A 15,004-nucleotide genomic window follows, 5' to 3' on the forward strand; every position below is an offset into this window, starting at 1 on the left:
ACAAGGCTCGGGAGAAGGGCCGGCGCAGGCTGGGCCATACTCTTGCCGTAAAAGGGGCGTTTCGGTTATACCATCAACATCTGGTAGGGATGAGGCCAAAGTGAACCGCAACCTTTTGGGCATCGCCGTCCTGATCGGGGTCGGAATGACGCTGATCATCGGGCTCGCCATCGCCGGCTCCCGGCCCTCGAACGGGCAGACTCTTCCGGTTCAGACAGGGCCGGTTCAGACCGCGCAGGCTCCGGCTCCCTCGACCGCCGATCTGCTGGCAGACCGCGTGCTCGGCAACCCCGACGCGCCGGTGACGATCCTCGACTACTCGTCGATGACCTGCCCGCACTGCGCCACCTTCCACACGGAAATCCTGCCCAAGATCAAGGAAGCCTACATCGACACCGGCAAGGCGAAGCTGATCTTCCGCGATTTCCCCTTCGACCAGACGGCACTGCGCGCCTCCATGCTGGCCCGCTGCGCCCCGGCGGAGCGCTACTACCCGCTGCTGGACGTTCTGTTCAAGAGCCAGGCCCAGTGGAGCCGCGCCGCCGATCCGGCCAAGGCGCTGGCCCAGTACGGCAAGCTGTCGGGCATGAGCGAGCAGACCATCAACGCCTGCCTGAACAACCAGGCGCTGGCCGACGGCATCCTGCAAAGCCGTCTGGTCGGCCAGGACAAGTACAAGGTGGAGGCCACCCCGACCTTCGTCCTCAACGAGGGCGCGGCCACCATCAGCGGCGCCCAGCCGTTCGAGACCTTCGCCGCCGCCATCGACAAGCTGGTGAAGTAAGGGCCGGACGGAAGGCTTCGATCCCGTGCAGTTCACGCGCCTCCGCCTGTCCGGCTTCAAGTCGTTCGTCGACGCCACCGATCTGGTGATCGAGCCGGGAATGACCGGCATCGTCGGCCCCAACGGCTGCGGCAAGTCGAATCTGGTGGAGGCGCTGCGCTGGGTGATGGGGGAAACCTCCGCCAAGAAGATGCGCGGCGACGACATGGACGACGTCATCTTCGGCGGAACGGCCAACCGTCCGGCGCGCAATCTGGGCGAGGTCGCCCTTCTCATCGACAACCGTACGCGCACCGCCCCCGCCGGCTTCAACGAGCACGACGAGCTGGAGGTGACCCGGCGGATCGAGCGTGGGAACGGGTCCGACTACCGCATCAACGGCAAGCTGGTGCGCGCCCGCGACGTCCAGCTTCTGTTCGCCGACAACGCGTCTGGCGCCCACTCCCCGGCGCTGGTCAGCCAGGGCAAGGTCGGACAGATCATCAACGCCAAGCCGCAGGACCGCCGCATGCTGCTGGAGGAGGCGGCGGGCATCACCGGCCTGCACTCCCGCCGGCACGAGGCGGAACTGCGGTTGAGGGCGGCGGAAAGCAACCTCATGCGCCTCGACGACGTGATCGGGGCCATGGACACCCAGCTTCAGAGCCTGAAGAAGCAGGCGCGTCAGGCCGCCCGCTACCGCAACTTGTCGGAACAGATCCGCAAGGCCGAGGCGGTGCTCTGGCATCTGCGCTGGATCGCCCATGAAGGCGAACTGGCCCGCGCCCGCGGCGCCTTCGCCAAGGCCGAGGGCGCGGTGCGCGACCTGATGCTGGCGGTCACCCAACTGACCACGCGCCGCACCGACGACGCGGCGGGATTGCCGGAGAAACGTCAGGCGGAAGCGGCCTCCGCCGCCGCTCTGCAACGGCTGGTCATCGCCCGGGAACAGCTCGACGCCGAAGAGAAGCGCGTCGCCGAGCAGCAGCGCGCCCTGCTCTCCCGCCTCCAGCAGATCGCCGGGGACCTTGGCCGCGAGGAGGCTCTGGCCGCCGACGCCGGGGACGCGCTGGCCCGTCTGGAGGCCGAACGCGATCGCCTGCTGGAAGCCCAGGCCGACGAGGAGATGTTGGAGGAGGCCGCGCGCGAGGCGCTGGCCGATGCGCGGGAGGCGGTGGACGCGCTCGACCGGGAGTTGACCCGGCTGACCGAGCAGACCGCCGCCGACGAGGCCCGCCGCGCCGCCACCCAGCGGCAGGTCGCTGATTTCGAAACGCGGGCATCCGGGCTCGCCAAGCGCCTCGCCGAGCAGCAGGCCCAGCGCGACGCGCTGGAACGCGAGATCGCCGCCCGCGCCGACGTGGCGGAATCCGAATTGGCCGTCGAACTGGCCGAGCAGAGGCTGGAGGAGGCCCGCGAGGCCGCCGAGCAGGCCGAACGCGCCAAATCCGATGCCGAACCCGCCCAGGCCCGCGCCCGAGAGGCGCTGCAAGCCGCCGAATCCGCCCGCGCCAAGCTGAAGGCGGAGGAAAAGGCCCTGGCCGAGCTTCTGTCAGCCGGGGCGGGCGACCTGTTCCCGCCGCTGGTGGACGCGGTGACCGTCGCCCCCGGCTATGAGGGCGCCTTGGCCGCGGCTCTGGGCGACGCGCTGACCGCCCCGCTGGACGAGGCCGCCCCGGTCCATTGGCGCCACCTGCCGCCCTACCCAGCCGCTGCCCCCCTGCCCGCCGGGGCCGAGCCGCTGGCCGACCGTGTCCAGGGACCGGAGGCCGCCGCCCGCGCCCTGTCGCAGATCGGCGTGGTCGAGGACGACGCGGCGGGCGGCGCGCTGGCCGCCGGCCTCGCCCCCGGCCAGATCCTGGTCAGCCGCGACGGCGGGGCGTGGCGCTGGGACGGGCTGACCGTTCAGGCCGGCGCGCCGACCGCCGCCGCCATCCGCCTGAAGCAGCGCAACCGCCTGAACGAACTGCGCGGCGAACTGGACCTCGCCGACGAACGGCTGGACCTCGCCCGCGATGCGCTGGACGAGGCCAAGCGCGCCGTTGAGGAAGCCGCCCAGGCCGACCGCCGCGCCCGCGACGCCGTGCGCGAGGCCTTCGCCGGGGTGACCGCCGCCCGCGACCGCCACGCCAAGCTGGCGCGCGAGGCCGACGCCGCCGCGTCGAGGCTGGCGGCTCTGGTGGACGGCATCGCGCGGCTGGAGACCGACCGGCAGGACGCCGAAGCGGCGCTGGAGGAGGCTCGGGACCTTCTGGATGCCCTGCCCGATCCGCGCGAAGGCCGCGAGGCCGTCAACGAGCGCCGCGCCACGCTGGCCGAGCACCGCGCCGTCCTGTCCGAAAAGCAGAACGCGCTGGACCGCCTGACCCGCGAGGCGCAATCCCGCCGCCAGCGTCTGGCCGCGATCCAGCAGGACGTCTCCTCCTGGGGCACCCGCTCCGCCGGGGCGGGCGGGCGCGTGGCCGAGTTGAAGCAGCGCGCCGCCGCCGCCGAATCGGACCTCGCCCAGCTTCAGAGCCGCCCGGCGGCGATCGAGGCGGACCGTCAGGCCCTTCTCAGCCGGATCAGCGAGTCCGAACGTGCCCGCAAGCGCGCCGCCGACACTCTGGCCGAGGCGGAAAACCGGCTGGCCGAGACGGAAAAAGCGCTGAAGCAGGCCGAATCCGGTCTGGCCGACGCCCGCGAGGCCCGCGCCCACGCCGAGGCCGCCGTCTCCGCCGCCCTCCAGAACGGCCAGACCCTGACGGAGCGCATCGCCGAACGGCTGAACTGCCGGCCCGAGCAGACCCGCGCCGCCGCCGACCTGCCCGACGATGAGCCGATGCCCGACGTGGCCGTGGTTGAATCGCGCCTCGACAAGCTGACCCGCGAGCGCGAGAACATGGGGCCGGTGAACCTGCGCGCCGAGATCGAGGCCGCCGAGTTGGAAACGCAGATCGGCACCCTCCAGACGGAGCGCGAGGATCTGGTCAGCGCCATCGCCCGCCTGCGCCAGGGCATCGCCAGCCTGAACCGCGAGGCGCGGGAACGTCTGGTCGCCTCGTTCGACACGGTGAACCGCAATTTCCAGGAGCTGTTCATTCGCCTGTTCGGCGGCGGCAAGGCGCATCTGGAACTGGTCAACGCCGAGGACCCGCTCCAGGCCGGACTCGAGATCTACGCCAGCCCGCCGGGCAAGAAGCTTCAGGTTCTGTCCCTGCTGTCCGGCGGCGAGCAGGCTTTGACGGCTCTGTCGCTCCTGTTCGCCGTCTTCCGGTCCAACCCCGCCCCGATCTGCGTGCTGGACGAGGTGGACGCCCCGCTGGACGAGGCCAATGTGGGCCGCTTCTGCGATCTGGTGGAGGACATCGCGCGGGAGGGCAACACCCGCTTCCTCATCATCACCCACCACCGCCTTACCATGGCCCGCGTGGACCGGCTGTTCGGCGTGACCATGGTCGAGCGTGGCGTGTCGCAACTGGTCAGCGTGGACCTGCAAAGCGCGGAGGAACTGCGCGGGGCGGCGTGAGCGGCGGCGCTCCGGCACCACGGGCTCATCTCTTTCCCGGCTTCATTCAGCCCTTCCCAACGCATAAGATGACCCGGATGAAGAACCGGGCCGACGAAGGCATCGGAAAGGGAGAGGCAGAGTGGAACGGGTGGATTTCCTGATCGTCGGCGGCGGCATGGCCGGCGCCTCGGCGGCCTATGAACTGGCGGCGCACGGCAGCGTCGCCGTGCTGGAGCGGGAGAGCCAGCCCGGCTATCACTCCACGGGCCGGTCGGCGGCGCTCTACACCCAGACCTACGGGCATCCGGTGGTCCGCGCCTTGACGGTGGCGAGCTGGGATTTCTACACCAATCCTCCCGAAGGCTTCTCGGAGCATCCGCTGCTGACTCCACGCGGCGTGTTGCTGATCGGGCGGGCCGACCAGACCGCGGCGCTGGACCGCGATTTCGCCGAGGGCCGCCGCCTGACTCCCTCGGTCGAGCGCCTCGACCGCGCCCAGGCGCTGGCCCGCGCGCCCTTCCTGAAGACCGATTACGTGGACGGTGCGGTGTGGGAGCCGGAAGCCATGGACATGGACGTCCACGCCATCCACACCGGTTACTTGCGCGGGCTGAAGGCGCGCGGCGGGCGGCTGGTGACCGACGCGGGGGTGGAGGCGCTGGAGCGGCGCGACGGGCTGTGGATCGCCACAACCCCGGCGGGCACCTTCGCCGCGCCGGTGCTGGTCAACGCGGCGGGGGCCTGGGCGGACGTTCTGGCGGGGATGGCCGGGGTGCGCCCCATCGGGCTGGTGCCGAAACGGCGCACCGCCATCACCTTCGATCCCGTCTTTACCGACTCCGGCTTCCCCGGCCCGGCGGACGGCGCGGGAATCGCCGGCTGGCCGATGGTCATCGACGTGGACGAACAGTTCTACATGAAACCGGAATCGGGCCGGCTGATGCTGTCCCCCGCCGACGAGACGCCCGTGGAGCCCTGCGACGTGCAACCGGAGGAGTTGGACATTGCCATCGCCATCGACCGCATGGAACAGGCGGTGCGCTTCTCCGTTCGTCGTATTGCGCACAAGTGGGCGGGTCTGCGCAGCTTCGTCGCCGACAAGGTGATGGTGGCGGGTTACGACGAGTCCGCGGACGGCTTCTTCTGGCTGGCGGGCCAGGGCGGCTACGGCATCCAGACCGCGCCGGCCATGGGCCGCACCGCGGCGGCTCTGGCGACCGGCGGAGGTCTGCCGGCGGAGGTCGCCGCGCTGGGCGTGCGTGCGGAGGATCTGGCGCCGGCCCGCCTGCGGCGCCCCTGACGGGAGGAGCGGCGATGAGAGGGACGGTGAAGGGACTCGGTTTCGGCGCGGTTCTTCTCGGCGCCGGCATCCTCGGCGGGTGCGCCAATCCCGCGGCGGACCAGGCCATGATCGCGCAGAACGCGTTGATCGGCATGCCGAAACAGACCCTGCTGTCCTGCGCCGGAGTCCCGGAACGGCAGGCCACGGCCGGCGATCAGGAATTCTTCACCTACCGCAGCAACCGGCTGTATTCCTACCCGTCCTGGGGCGGCTACGGCGGGTATTGGGGCTATCCGTACGGCGCCTGGGGCGGTTACGGCTATGATGTGAGAAGCGTGGACTGCGAGGCGACCTTCACCCTGCGCGGCGGAGTGGTGGAGCGCATCGTCTACGGGGGGTCGTCCAGCGGCGGAACGCGACTCGGCCAATGCTACGCGATCATACAGAACTGCCTGACGCAAATCCCTTCGCAGTCCCCGCATACCCCCATGGCCCCAGCGCAATAAGAGTTCCAGTCCATGCGACAACTCGTCGCTGTTGCAAAGCCGCCTCACTATGACGTTTTGGTTGAGGTGGCATAGCAACCCTAGAAAAACTCTGGTAATACATCTCCAGGCATCAAGCCAAAGAAACGACATCAGCTAATTCTGCCCTGGAGCGAATCCCATGACTTTCCTGAAGCGCGCCGCCGCCGCCCTGCTGGCGACCACGGCTCTCGCCGCCGTTTCCACCCCGTCGCTGGCCCAGGATTTCAAGGGCAAGTCCGCCGGCGACATCCTGGTGCGCGCGCGCGCGCTGGCCGTCATTCCGCAGGAAGATGGTGACCTGATCGGCGGTGGTCCGTTCGGCGGCAGCAACATCGGCAGCGTGAACATCGAAAGCGATTACATCCCCGAGTTGGATGTCTCCTACTTCATCACCGACAACATCGCGCTGGAGCTGATCGCCGGCACCACCCGTCACAAGGTTTCCGGCTCGCTCATCACCGGCAACAACATCGACGTGGGCAAGGTGTCGCTCCTGCCGCCGACCCTGACGGCCCAGTACCACTTCTTCACGAAGGAGCGCGTCAGCCCCTACGTCGGCGCCGGCATCAACTACACCTGGTTCTACGACGAAACCGCCGCCCGGAAGACCAACGCGGACAACTTCACGACCAACACCGTCGACTACAAGAACCGCTTCGGCTGGGCGCTGCAGGCTGGTGTCGACGTTGCCCTGACCGGCAACTGGTCGCTGAACCTGGACGTCAAGAAGATCTTCCTGAAGACCGACGTCACCGCCAACGTCAGCGGCGTTCCGGTCACCTCGGATGTCCGCATCGACCCGTGGCTGGTCGGCATCGGCGTCGGCTACCGCTTCTAATCGGCTTCTCCGGGGCCTCCCGCCGGGAGGCCCTGCGAGGACGCGGGAATCAGGCCGGGTACCTCGAAAGAGGTATCCGGCCTGTTCTTTTTCGCGCCTTCCACGACCGGCGGCGGTGGGGGAGCATTCCCATTCGCGAATCCGCGCGGGAGGAAGCACAACCATGCACATTGCCGCCGTCTTGAAAAGAAAAGGCACGGACATCATCACGGCCAATCCGGACGACCGGGTCGACTCGGTCGCCCGGAAGCTCGCCCATCACAAAATCGGCGCCGTTCTGGTGATGAAGGAAGACGGCCTGCCCGCCGGAATCCTGTCGGAGCGTGACATCGTCCGCGCCGTTGCCGCGGACGGGGCCGCCGCGCTGGAGCGGTCCGCCGCGGAGCTGATGACCCGCGACCTCGTCACCGGGCGCCCGTCGGACACGGTGTCCCAGATCATGGGTGTCATGACCCAACGCCGAATCCGCCACCTGCCGATCCTGGAGGACGGCGAACTCGTCGGGCTGGTCAGCATCGGCGACATCGTGAAGGCGCGGTTGGACGACGCGGAACTGGAGGTCGAGTCCCTGCGCGGCTACGTCGCCGGCATGGGCTGACCGTCCCCGAAACGACAGCGCCCGCGGGGTGAACCGCGGGCGCCGCCGGAGAAACAGTCGATCGCCGATCGGGAAACGCCGATCAGGCGGAATGCGATTGCGGGAAGGCCATGGCGGCCTGGGTGCGGTTGCGCACGCCCAGAGACTTGAAGATCGCCGTCATGTGGATTTTCACCGTGCCCTCGGACAGGCCGAGTTCGTGGGCGATCTGCTTGTTCGACTTGCCTTCGCGCAGGCGGTCCAGAACCTCCCGCTGACGCTGGGTCAGCAGGTGGTCGAGCTGCGGGTCGCTGGGCGGGATGGCGCCGACGCGCACCTCGGCCTCCCCGGTTTCACGCAGCACGGTGGGCGGCACATAGACACCGCCGGAGAAGATCAGATCCAGCGCGCTCAGCATGATCTTCACGCTGGACGACTTCGGAATATAGCCTGCGGCGCCGTGCTCCAGCGCGTCACGAACATCGTGATGCGCCTCGGACGCGGACACGACGACGACCTTGGAGTCGGGCTGCTTTTCCCGCAGATCTTGAATGCCGGAGAAGCCCGGCCAACCGGGCATGCGCAGATCGGTCAGGACGAGATCGTATTTCTCGCCCCCGCCAGCCTTTTCCAGAAGCTCATCGAAGTTGCTGGCTTCTTCAAAGCTGGCACCTTCCTTGAGCTGCTCCAGCAGCCTGCGCAATCCCTCCCGGAAAAGCACATGGTCGTCTCCGATCAGGATTTTCATCTGGTGGTGCCCCCGTACTCAGTGCTTTCAATGGTCCGAACGTACAGCCCTGACACAAGGCCAGTGTTCCAACCCTCAGTTTCGGAAAAAATGCGGGTCATTTTCAAGCATCATATGACCCAATTCCAAAAGGTATAGAAAGTCCTTATGCAGGGTAATGTCACATCAGATGTACCACGATTCGGCGGGGTCGGACAACCCGAATTTAACCTTTGTCACATTGGCACCTCTGAGCAATGGCAATGCTGCGGCACAGCAATAGCCTGTTTGCCGGTTCGCTCCCATGACGAAAGAGGAGACAATCGCGTTGGACGAAAAGAATTTTACGATAAGGAAACATCACTTTCGTACTTTCTATCCTTCGCATCTTTCGAAACGAAAAGACCGGAACCGGTGAATCATACACCGGCCCCGGCCCAAAGACATAGGCTCCCGGAAGGCTGACCCTCAGAAGGCGGCCTCCTCCATCTCCATCAGGGGTCCGGCGCCGGCCATGATGGTGATGAACAGGGCGTTCGTCTGCGGCAACAGCTTCGCCGTGTAGAAGCGGGCCGTCCTGATCTTGGCCTCCAGGAAGGCGGCGTTGCCCTCCCCCGCCGCCAGCTTCGCCTGGGCGGCCTTGACCATCCTCAGCCACATCCAGCCGAGCGCGACCAGCCCGAACAGCCGCAGATAGTCGGTGGCCGCCGCCCCGGCCTCCTCCGGGTCCTTCAGCCCCTTCTGGGCAATGACGGCGGTCGCCTGCTGGAGCTTCGCGAAGGCCTTGGCGAGCGGCAGCACGAACTCGGCCAGATCCTCCCGCTCCATGTCGGCCTCGATCTCGGCTCCCACGGGATGGAAGAAGCGGCGCAACAGCCGGCCCATGTCCTGCGGCAGCTTGCGTCCCACGAGGTCGAGCGCCTGGATGCCGTTGGTGCCTTCGTAGATCTGGCAGATCCGGGCGTCGCGGACATACTGCTCCACGCCGGTTTCCCAGATGAAGCCGTGGCCGCCATGCACCTGCACCGCGATGTTGGCCGACTCGAAGCCGATGTCGGTGAACAGCGCCTTGACGATCGGCGTCATGAGTTGGACGAACTCCTCCGCTTCCTTGCGCGTCCGCTCGTCGGCGTGTTTCTCCGCCACGTCCAGCTTGTAGCCGACCAGCGCGCCGAGCGCGCGGGCGCCCTCCGTGTAGGCGCGAGCGGTCAGCAGGTTCCGCCGCACGTCGGGATGCACGATGATCGGATCGGCGGGCTTGTCGGGGTGCGCGGTCCCCTTCAGCGAACGGCCCTGAAGCCGTTCCCTCGCGTAGGCCACGGCGTTCTGGTAGCTGACCTCGGCGACCCCCAGCCCCTGGATGCCGACGGCGAGCCGGGCCGCGTTCATCATCACGAACATGGCCCGCATGCCCTTGTGCGGCTCGCCGACCAGCCAGCCGGTGGCGTCCTCGAAGTTCATGACGCAGGTCGCCGACGCCTTGATGCCCATCTTGTGCTCGATGGAGCCGCAGGCAACGCCGTTGCGCGGGCCGACCGTCCCGTCCTCCTTCGGCAGGAACTTCGGCACCAGGAACAGGCTGATGCCGCGCGTCCCGGCGGGCGCGTCGGGCAGGCGCGCCAGCACGAGGTGCAGGATGTTCTCGGTCAGGTCATGCTCGCCGGCGGAGATGAAGATCTTCGTGCCGGTGATCTTGTGGCTGCCGTCCTCCTGCGGGACGGCCTTGGTGCGGATCAGCCCCAGGTCGGTTCCGCAATGCGGCTCCGTCAGGCACATGGTGCCCGCCCAGGTGCCGTCCACCAGCCGCCCGAGGAAGCGCTGCTTCAAATCGTCCGACCCATAAGTGAAGAGCGCGTTGTAAGCGCCCAACGACAGGCCGGGATACATGCCGAAGCTGAGATTGGCGGAGCAGATGAACTCCTCCAACATCGTGTTCACCAGCTTCGGCAGCCCCTGCCCGCCGTACGCCGGATCGCAGGACAGGCCCTGCCAGCCCGCCTCGATGTAGGTGGCGTACGCTTCCTTGAAGCCCTTGGGCGTGCGCACGACGCCATTCTCGAACGTACAGCCCTCCCCGTCGCCGGACTGGTTCAGCGGGAACAGCACCTCCTCGCACAGCTTGGCGCCCTCCTCCAGGACCTGGGCGATCAGGTCGGGGGTGGCGTCCTCGTAACCCGGCAGTTCGGCCAGTTTGCCCGCCCCGACGATCTCGTCGAGGACGAAGCGCACATCCTCCAGCGGAGCCTTGTAGATCGGCATTCTTTGGTCCTCCCCCAATCAGTTCCGCAGCGGCTTGCCGGTGGTCAGCATGTGCTCCACCCGGTCGATCGTGCCTTCGGTCCGCACCAGCTCCATGAAGGCCCGGCGTTCCAGCGCCAGCATTTGGTCCTCGGTCACCGGCTGGGTGACGTCGGCCTTCGGCCCGCCGGTCAGTACCTCGGCCAGTTTCCCGCAGACGACCATGTCGTGCGGCGTCGCCTTGCCCTGAAGCGCGAAGCCTTCCAGGAACAGCTCCAGCGCGGCACGCCCGTTGGGGCCGGGCAGCGTGTAGGTGGCCTTTTCCGGCGGGGTGTAGTTCGCGGCCAGTTCCAGCGCCTTGGCCTTGGCGTCGGCCAGCAGGCGGTCGCGGTTCATGGTGATGCCGTCGCTCGCGCGCAGATACAGCAGGTCCTTGGCCTCCGCCGCCGACTTGGCGACCTTGGCGAGGCTGATGGTCTCGAAGGCCCCGGCGATGGGCGGCATCGGCCCCTTCGGAGTCCGGGGATTGGCGGCGTGGCGGGCCAGCATCTCCGTGCAGCCGCCCCAGGCGGGGATCAGCCCGACGCCGACCTCGACCAGCCCCATGTAGGTCTCGGCATGGGCCTGCACATGGTCGGAATGCAGCAGGATCTCGCAGCCGCCGCCGAGCGCCAGACCGCTGGGCGCCGACACCACCGGGAAGGGCGCGTGTTTCAGGGCGCGGTAGGCGCGTTGCCCGCCCTCCACCAGCTCCTCGATCTGCGGCCACAGTCCGACGTTCAGGGCGAACAGGGCGAGGCCCAGGTTGGCGCCGACCGAGAAGTTGTCGGACTCGTTGTGGATGACGAGAGCTTTCCACTCTCCCTTCCCATCGCCGATCAGCTTGATGGCCTTGCCGTAGGCGGCCATGATGTCGCCGTCCAGCGCGTTCATCTTGCTGGTGAACTCGACGCACAGCACGCCGTCGCCGATGTCCCACAGGCTGGCCGAGCCGTTCTTCCACACCGGCTTCGACGCCCGCTTGATGTCGGACAGCAGCAGCACGCCGTCGGGCCGCACCACCGTGTCGTAGAGGCCGGCGGTGGTCAGATGCTGGAGCTTGCCATCCTCCACCCGGTAGAAGGGCCGCCCGGCGGCCTGTTCGACCAATGGCGGGACGGGAATGCCCTCGCTGCGGCAGAGGTCCGCGAACCAAGCGGTGCCCAGCCGGTCGATCAGTTCGAACGGTCCCTGCTTCCAGTTGTAGCCGAGCCGCATGCCCTCATCGACCGCGACGATGCTGTCGGCGATCTCCGGCACCAGCGACGCGGCGTAGGCCAGCGTGTGGGCCAGCACCCGGCGGGCGTATTGCCCGGTCTTGTCGGGGAACTCGGCCAGTGCCCGCAGGTCGCGCCCGGCGGCGGAGACGCTCTCCAGACGCGGCTTGTCGGAACGGCGATAGGCGCCGGTCGTCAGGTCGATGGCTTCCTTGACCTTGCCGCCGCCGTCACGGTTCAGACGGTAGAAGCCGCCCTTGCCCTTGCGGCCCGTGTATCCCTCCGCGATCATCGTCGTGATGACGGGGTGCTCGCGGAAGGCGGCGCGGTAGGGGTCGTTGTCCGGCAGGGTGGCCAGCAGGCTCTTGGCGATGTGCGGCATCAGGTCGAGCCCGACCAGATCGACCAGACCGAACACGCCGGTCTTCGGGATGCCCATCGGGCGGCCCACGATGGCGTCGGCCTCCTCCACCGTCAGGCCCAGATCGACGGCGGCGTTGATGGCCGTCTGAATCCAGTAGACGCCGATGCGGTTGGCGATGAAGCCCGGCGTGTCCTTGCAGCGCACCACGCCCTTGCCTAGCCCGCGGTCGCAGAAGTCGGCCACGGCGGCCAGAGCGTCGGGCCGGGTGGCCTCGCCGCCGACGATCTCCAGAAGGCGCATGTAGCGGGGCGGGTTGAAGAAGTGGGTGATGAGGAAATCGCGCTTGAAGGCGTCCGACTGCCCGTCCACCAGCACGCCCAGCGGGATGGTCGAGGTGTTGGACGACACCACCGAGCCTTCCTTGCGCACCGGGTCGATGCGGCGGTAGAGGTCGGCCTTGACCGCGGGATTCTCGACGATGGCCTCGACGATCCAGTCCACCTCGGCCAGCAGGTTCAGGTCGTCCTCCAGATTGCCCGGAGTCACCAGCTTGGCGTTCTTCGGGTGCATGAAGGGCGCGGGGTCGGCCTTCAGAAGCTTCTGAATGGCCCCCTTGGCTATGGCGCTGCGGTCGTCACCATCCTTGGCGGGGATGTCGAGCAGGACGACGGGGATGCCGGCGTTCGCGAAATGGGCGGCGATGCCGCTGCCCATCACGCCGGAGCCGATCACGGCGGCGCGTTTGATCTGCATGGTTTTTGCCTCCCTGTCCCGCCGCCGTCAGACCGCTTCCAGGATGGTGGCGATGCCCTGGCCGCCGCCGATGCACTGGGTGGCCAGCGCGAACTGCTTGCCCTCGCGCTTCAGCAACGCCGCGGCCTTGCCGGTGATGCGGGCACCGGTGGCGCCCAGCGGATGGCCCAGCGCGATGGCGCCGCCATCGAGGTTCACCCTGGCCGGGTCGATCTCCAGGTCGCGCATGCAGGCGAGCGCTTGGGCGGCGAAGGCCTCGTTCAGCTCGATCACGTCGATGTCCCGGATGGACAGTCCGGCGCGCTTCAGCGCCTTCTGGGCCGCCGGGACGGGCCCCAGCCCCATCACCTCCGGCGCGCAGCCGGCGACCGCGACGGAGCGGATGCGGGCGAGGATCGGCAGGCCGTTGGCCTTCGCATAGGCTTCCGTCGTGACCAGCACCGCGGCGGCACCGTCCGTCAGGGGGGAGGAGGTGCCGGCGGTGACCGAACCCTCGGCGATGAAGGCCGGCTTCAGCCCGCTCAGAGTCTCCGCGCTGGTGCCGGGGCGGATGCAGCCGTCGCGCTCCACGCTGCCGGCGGCGGTCTGGATGGCGACGATCTCATCCGCGAGGCGCCCGGACTCCTGCGCCGCGGCGGCCTTGGCGTGCGAGTCCGCGGCCATGGCCTCCTGGTCCGCGCGGGAAATCTGGTAGCGGCGGGCGACGTTCTCCGCCGTGATGCCCATGGAGCAGTAGGCTTCCGGATAGCTGTCCTTCAGGCCCGGATGGGGCAGCGGGTTGTAGCCCATCATCGGAACGCGGCTCATCGATTCGATGCCGCCGCACAGGAAGACCTCGCCCGCCCCCATCTGGATGGCGCCCGCCGCCTGATGGATCGCCTGCATGGAGGAGCCGCAATAGCGGTTGATCGTGGTGCCTGCGGCGGTCAGCGGCAGCTTCGCCAGGAAGGACACGGTGCGGGCGATGTTCATGCCCTGCTCGCCCTCGGGGAAGGCGCAGCCGACCACGACATCCTCGATGTCCTGCGGATCGACGCCCGTGCGCTCGACCAGCGCCGCGGCGACGCGGGCCAACAGGTCGTCGGGGCGGACCCTCGCCAGCTCGCCCTTGTTGGCGAAGGCGAAGGGAGAGCGGGCGTAGCCGGCGATGACGACTGGGGTCATGGTTGCGTGTCCTCCGTGGTCTGCGTCTCCGTGATTCCGTTCTCTCGGAAATGGTCGGAGATCTGGGTGTCGATGATCCGCAGCTCGGCCAGCGTCTGCTGGACGTCCTGAAGCTGCCGTTCCAGGTCGGCGATGCGGCGGCGGGCGATGCGCTGCATGAAACGCATCTGCTCCTTCTGGGCCTCGTCCGCATCGTAGAGGGTGAGGAATTCCTTGATCTCGGCGAGGCTGAAGCCCAGCCGCTTGCCCCGGCAGATCAGCGCGAGGCGCGCGCGGTCGCGGTGGCTGTAGACGCGGGCCGTGCCGTCGCGCATCGGCGACAGCAACCCCTCGTCCTCGTAATGGCGGATGGTGCGGTGGGTCAGCCCGAACTCGTCGGCCAGTTCGCCGATGGCGAAGCAGCGCCCGGCGCCGTCCGGGCCGGAGTCCTGCCCGGCGTCGGCGCGCGCGTCCCACCCCATCGACCGTGCCGGTTGCGGCATCCTCCCACCCTTCCCTTGATCGTCATTGGTTGACGTTTACGTAAAGGTAAGGCGGTGACTGCTTGCTGTCAAGCGGGCCTCCGAGGTCCACCCAATGTCCATCGGAAGAGCGGGCGGAGGCGCGGGCGGAGGAGCGGGCGGAGGTGCGGCGCGGGCGCGCTGTGACAGGATGCCACGGGCGGTCCGCCCTCCCAGCTATGGCAGGCTCTTGTCATTCAACAAAAGAAACCGCTGGCGAAGCCGGACCGGAAACGGCCGGGCGCAACAGCCGGTTACAGGGCAGGACAACCGGAGTTACGTCAACCAGGGTTGGGACAGCCGATGTCGTCGCGCGCCATCGTATCGTTGGGCGTATGGATACTCGCCATGGTGCTGATCGGCACCATGACGGTCGGAGTCGCGCTGCTGTTCTATGTGGCGCTGACCGCCTTCTTCGCGGTCGTGGTGGCCGTCATGATGGTCATCACCCGCCACCGCGACGGCGAAGGCAAGAAGATCGTCTGACGGAATCGGAATTCAGGGCGGCCGCCCCGTCCCCCCGCG

General features: G+C 68.1%; 12 protein-coding genes. 7 read left to right on the forward strand and 5 right to left on the reverse strand.

Going from position 1 to position 15,004, the window contains the following annotated elements:
* Positions 1-100: 100 nt before the first annotated feature.
* The 6 genes from DS843_RS01805 to DS843_RS01830 all read left to right on the forward strand — a co-directional run bounded on the left by DS843_RS01805 (position 101) and on the right by DS843_RS01830 (position 7,498).
* On the forward strand, positions 101-784 hold the full coding sequence (locus DS843_RS01805) for a DsbA family protein (RefSeq protein ID WP_286191880.1): 684 nt from the start codon (positions 101-103) through the stop codon (positions 782-784).
* Positions 785-809: 25 nt separating this feature from the next.
* Positions 810-4,271 (forward strand): chromosome segregation protein SMC, encoded by a 3,462-nt coding sequence (smc, locus tag DS843_RS01810; protein ID WP_149467179.1) that lies wholly within the window; start codon positions 810-812, stop codon positions 4,269-4,271.
* Between the two features lie 121 nt (positions 4,272-4,392).
* The gene (locus DS843_RS01815; protein ID WP_149467180.1) at positions 4,393-5,553 is read left to right on the forward strand and encodes an NAD(P)/FAD-dependent oxidoreductase; all 1,161 of its coding nucleotides are present in this window, start codon (positions 4,393-4,395) and stop codon (positions 5,551-5,553) included.
* A 14-nt stretch (positions 5,554-5,567) separates the two neighbouring features.
* Positions 5,568-6,041 (forward strand): hypothetical protein, encoded by a 474-nt coding sequence (locus DS843_RS01820; RefSeq protein ID WP_149467181.1) that lies wholly within the window; start codon positions 5,568-5,570, stop codon positions 6,039-6,041.
* 160 nt (positions 6,042-6,201) lie between these two features.
* Positions 6,202-6,900: an OmpW/AlkL family protein gene (locus tag DS843_RS01825; RefSeq protein ID WP_149467182.1), complete on the forward strand. Its 699-nt coding sequence runs from the start codon at positions 6,202-6,204 to the stop codon at positions 6,898-6,900.
* A gap of 163 nt (positions 6,901-7,063) precedes the next feature.
* Positions 7,064-7,498 (forward strand): CBS domain-containing protein, encoded by a 435-nt coding sequence (locus DS843_RS01830; RefSeq protein WP_149467183.1) that lies wholly within the window; start codon positions 7,064-7,066, stop codon positions 7,496-7,498.
* Positions 7,499-7,580: 82 nt separating this feature from the next.
* Here the strand turns inward: DS843_RS01830 and DS843_RS01835 are convergent, their stop codons facing one another.
* The 5 genes from DS843_RS01835 to DS843_RS01855 form a co-directional block, all read right to left on the reverse strand.
* Complete coding sequence (locus DS843_RS01835) at positions 7,581-8,225, reverse strand: response regulator (RefSeq protein ID WP_149467184.1); 645 nt, start codon at positions 8,223-8,225, stop codon at positions 7,581-7,583.
* 447 nt (positions 8,226-8,672) lie between these two features.
* Positions 8,673-10,463 (reverse strand): acyl-CoA dehydrogenase C-terminal domain-containing protein, encoded by a 1,791-nt coding sequence (locus tag DS843_RS01840; protein WP_149467185.1) that lies wholly within the window; start codon positions 10,461-10,463, stop codon positions 8,673-8,675.
* An 18-nt stretch (positions 10,464-10,481) separates the two neighbouring features.
* Positions 10,482-12,815 carry a 3-hydroxyacyl-CoA dehydrogenase/enoyl-CoA hydratase family protein gene (locus DS843_RS01845; RefSeq protein ID WP_149467186.1) on the reverse strand — a complete coding sequence of 778 codons (2,334 nt, stop codon included), beginning with the start codon at positions 12,813-12,815 and terminating at the stop codon, positions 10,482-10,484.
* 27 nt (positions 12,816-12,842) lie between these two features.
* A complete protein-coding gene (locus tag DS843_RS01850; RefSeq protein WP_149467187.1) occupies positions 12,843-13,979 on the reverse strand; it encodes a thiolase family protein in 1,137 nt (378 codons plus the stop codon).
* A complete protein-coding gene (locus DS843_RS01855; RefSeq protein ID WP_149467188.1) occupies positions 13,976-14,461 on the reverse strand; it encodes a MerR family transcriptional regulator in 486 nt (161 codons plus the stop codon). Before DS843_RS01855 ends, DS843_RS01850 begins: the two co-directional genes overlap by 4 nt.
* A gap of 321 nt (positions 14,462-14,782) precedes the next feature.
* Between DS843_RS01855 and DS843_RS01860 the strand changes: the two genes are divergently transcribed.
* A complete protein-coding gene (locus DS843_RS01860; protein WP_149467189.1) occupies positions 14,783-14,965 on the forward strand; it encodes a hypothetical protein in 183 nt (60 codons plus the stop codon).
* The last annotated feature ends 39 nt before the right edge of the window (positions 14,966-15,004 follow it).

Source organism: Roseomonas genomospecies 6 (assembly GCF_008365375.1).
In the GTDB taxonomy this organism is placed as follows: domain Bacteria; phylum Pseudomonadota; class Alphaproteobacteria; order Azospirillales; family Azospirillaceae; genus Azospirillum.

What these genes read in the sequence shown, in the direction of transcription:
- DS843_RS01820 (WP_149467181.1), top strand. Translation starts at nt 5,568, where the DNA reads ATGAGAGGGACGGTGAAGGGACTCGGTTTCGGCGCGGTTCTTCTCGGC.
- DS843_RS01825 (WP_149467182.1), top strand. Translation starts at nt 6,202, where the DNA reads ATGACTTTCCTGAAGCGCGCCGCCGCCGCCCTGCTGGCGACCACGGCT.
- DS843_RS01830 (WP_149467183.1), top strand. Translation starts at nt 7,064, where the DNA reads ATGCACATTGCCGCCGTCTTGAAAAGAAAAGGCACGGACATCATCACG.
- DS843_RS01835 (WP_149467184.1), bottom strand. Translation starts at nt 8,225, where the DNA reads ATGAAAATCCTGATCGGAGACGACCATGTGCTTTTCCGGGAGGGATTG.
- DS843_RS01840 (WP_149467185.1), bottom strand. Translation starts at nt 10,463, where the DNA reads ATGCCGATCTACAAGGCTCCGCTGGAGGATGTGCGCTTCGTCCTCGAC.
- DS843_RS01845 (WP_149467186.1), bottom strand. Translation starts at nt 12,815, where the DNA reads ATGCAGATCAAACGCGCCGCCGTGATCGGCTCCGGCGTGATGGGCAGC.
- DS843_RS01850 (WP_149467187.1), bottom strand. Translation starts at nt 13,979, where the DNA reads ATGACCCCAGTCGTCATCGCCGGCTACGCCCGCTCTCCCTTCGCCTTC.
- DS843_RS01855 (WP_149467188.1), bottom strand. Translation starts at nt 14,461, where the DNA reads ATGCCGCAACCGGCACGGTCGATGGGGTGGGACGCGCGCGCCGACGCC.
- DS843_RS01860 (WP_149467189.1), top strand. Translation starts at nt 14,783, where the DNA reads ATGTCGTCGCGCGCCATCGTATCGTTGGGCGTATGGATACTCGCCATG.